The organism is Glycomyces dulcitolivorans, assembly GCF_003265355.1.
Lineage (GTDB): Bacteria > Actinomycetota > Actinomycetes > Mycobacteriales > Micromonosporaceae > Glycomyces > Glycomyces dulcitolivorans.
This window is the reverse complement of the sequence record NZ_QFRW01000046.1, coordinates 1-2,449: the sequence shown is the minus strand read 5'-3', so window position 1 is coordinate 2,449 and position 2,449 is coordinate 1. Positions and strand designations below refer to the sequence as shown.

The window sequence follows — 2,449 nt, the reverse complement described above, 5'->3', positions numbered from 1 at the left end:
GTGCGGACCGGTGTGATCCGCGGCAGTTGATGCTCGCATCGCCATGCGCGCATGGGAAGCGGGCGGCGGCCCCGGGCCGCCGCCCGCGGGGGTCAGTCGAGCGGCGCGACCCGGATGAGGTTGCCGTCGGGGTCGGCGGCCACGAAGGTGCGGCCGAAGACCTCGTCGCTGGGTTCGTCGACGATCGTGACGCCCTTGGCCTTCCACTCCTCGTACAAGGCGTCGATCGCCCCCGGTTCGCGGCCGAGCGCGACGCACAGCTCGCCGGTGCGGACCGGGTTCGCGGCGAAGTCCACGCCCGAGCGTCCCCACACCGAGAAGGCGATGCCGCCGCCGGGGTTGTCAGGGGCGAGTTCGAACGAGATGTAGCCGGGAGTCTCGAAGACCGGCTTGATGTCGAACAGGTCGCCGTAGAACCGGGCCGAGGCCGGGGCGTCGGCGACGTAGACGATGAAGATGTTCGGTGCGGGCATGATGCCCTCCTTTTCCGTCGGGAGCGCCACCGTAGCCGCGAAACCCGACAGGATCCGTCAGGTTCTCTGGGAGAATCGGGCCGTGACTCCCGACAGGTTCTTCTCCCTGCTCCTGGCCCTGCAATCGCGCCCGGACACCACGGTCGCCGCCCTCGCGGCCGAGACCGGCGTCTCCGACCGCACCGTGATGCGGGACCTGCGCTGGCTCCAGGACGCCGGCTTCCCGGTCCTGGCGCGTCGCGGCCGCTACGGCGGCGTCTCGATGCTCCCCGGCGGCGCGCTCGACGCGAGCCGCCTGACCCCGCCCGAGCGCGAGCACCTGGCGCTCACCGGACTCGACGGGGACCAGCGGCGGCGCCTGGGCGTCGAGGAGGTCAGCGGCCGGGCCCTGCGCAAGGTGACCGGGACGCGCCCGGCCGACGACCTGCTGCCGGTGGGCGACCTCGTCGTCAGCGACAACCGGCCCTGGTTCGGGCCCGAGCCGGCCGGGGTCTCCCCCGCCGCGCTCATCGGCGACCTGCGCCGCGGGGTGCGGCTCCGGGTCCGGTACGAGCGGGAGGGCGAGGCGGCCGTGTGGCGGACGGTGGACCCGTACGGGCTCTTGGCGAAGGGCGGCCGCTGGTACCTGGTGGCCGACGAGGAGGGCCGGCCGCGGCTGCTCAACCTGCAACGCGTCGTCCGGTGGGAGCCGCTGCGCACGGCCAGGCGGCTGCGACCCGGCGCCCGCCTCGCCGCGGTCGCCGCCGACCTGACCTCGGGGTGGGAGTCCGCCGGGGACCTCGAAGTGCGCCTTCGCCTCCAGGAGTACCAGGTGGGGCGGGCGCGGCGCATCCTCGGCTCGCGCCTGACGGTCGGCGGACCGGAGGAGGACGGGTGGCGGCACGCGGTGCTGCGGTGCCGCGTCCTCGAAGACGTACGGCAGGTCCTGGCGTTCGCCGACACGGCCACCGTCACCGGCCCGCCGGAGGCGGTCGCGCACATGAAGAAGCTCGCCCGGCAGATCGTCGACCACTACGCGTGAGGGCCTGAATAAACCGTTGGACACGTGCGCTAGGGGGCGGTAGCGTCGCGGCGTTCCGCACGTCTCAAGTACAGAAGCAGGTGCATTTGATGGTCGTCCAGGCGCCCGCGGCCGGATCCGTCCGGCCGCGAACCTCAGCCGCTCACTCAACTTCTGACAGAAGGACGATCGATCACAGTGGATCTCCCACGCATCTTCACCATCCGCGAGTCCAGCCACCGGCTGCTCAACCCCTTCACGCCTGAGAAACTGGCGGCCCTCGGCCGGGCGCTCCGCCCCGAGCCGGGCACGGCCATGCTCGACCTCGCCTGCGGCAAGGGCGAGATGCTCTCCACCTGGGCGCGCGACCACGGCACGACCGGGACGGGCGTCGACGTCAGCTCGGTCTTCATCGCCGCGGCCCGCGAGCGCGCGGCCGAACTCGGCGTCGCCGAGCAGGTGTCGTTCGTGCACGGCGACGCCGCCGGGCACGTCGCCGACGAGCCGGTCGGCATCGCCTCGTGCATCGGCGCGACCTGGATCGGCGACGGCGTCGAAGGCACCGTCGAACTGCTGCGGCGCAGCCTCGCCCCCGGCGGGGTGATGCTGATCGGCGAGCCGTACTGGCGGCTCGACCCGCCCGACCAGGAGACCGTCGAAGGCTGCCACATGGCCTTCAAAGACGAGCTGCACGCCCTGCCCGAGCTGCTGGAGCACTTCCGGGAGATCGGGTGCGACGTGGTCGAGATGGTCCTGGCCGACCAGGACAGCTGGGACCGGTACGCCGCGGCCCAGTGGCTCAACGTGCGCCGCTGGCTCGACGCGAATCCCGGTGACGAGCTGTACGCGCAGCTGCGCGAGGAGCTCGACACCGCGCCCGCCAGGCACGCGCGCTACCAGCGCGAGTACCTCGGCTGGGGCGTCTTCGCACTGATGGACCGCTAGCGGCGCCGCGGGCCCCGGCCTTCCGGCCGGG

At 72.8% G+C, this 2,449-nt stretch carries 3 protein-coding genes; 2 read left to right on the top strand and 1 reads right to left on the bottom strand.

Going from position 1 to position 2,449, the window contains the following annotated elements; translation table 11 throughout:
* Nucleotides 1-92: 92 nt before the first annotated feature.
* Nucleotides 93-473, bottom strand: coding sequence for a VOC family protein (locus tag DI269_RS02660; protein ID WP_112133588.1), 381 nt, complete (start codon nucleotides 471-473; stop codon nucleotides 93-95).
* An 82-nt stretch (nucleotides 474-555) separates the two neighbouring features.
* On the opposite strand from DI269_RS02660, the gene DI269_RS02655 reads away from it, so the two are divergent.
* Nucleotides 556-1,494, top strand: coding sequence for a helix-turn-helix transcriptional regulator (locus DI269_RS02655; RefSeq protein WP_112133587.1), 939 nt, complete (start codon nucleotides 556-558; stop codon nucleotides 1,492-1,494).
* A 177-nt stretch (nucleotides 1,495-1,671) separates the two neighbouring features.
* A complete protein-coding gene (locus DI269_RS02650) occupies nucleotides 1,672-2,418 on the top strand; it encodes an SAM-dependent methyltransferase (protein WP_112133586.1) in 747 nt (248 codons plus the stop codon).
* Nucleotides 2,419-2,449 lie beyond the last annotated feature (31 nt).

Coding starts and splice junctions, on each gene's coding strand:
- DI269_RS02660 (WP_112133588.1), bottom strand. CDS start 473: ATGCCCGCACCGAACATCTTCATCGTCTACGTCGCCGACGCCCCGGCC.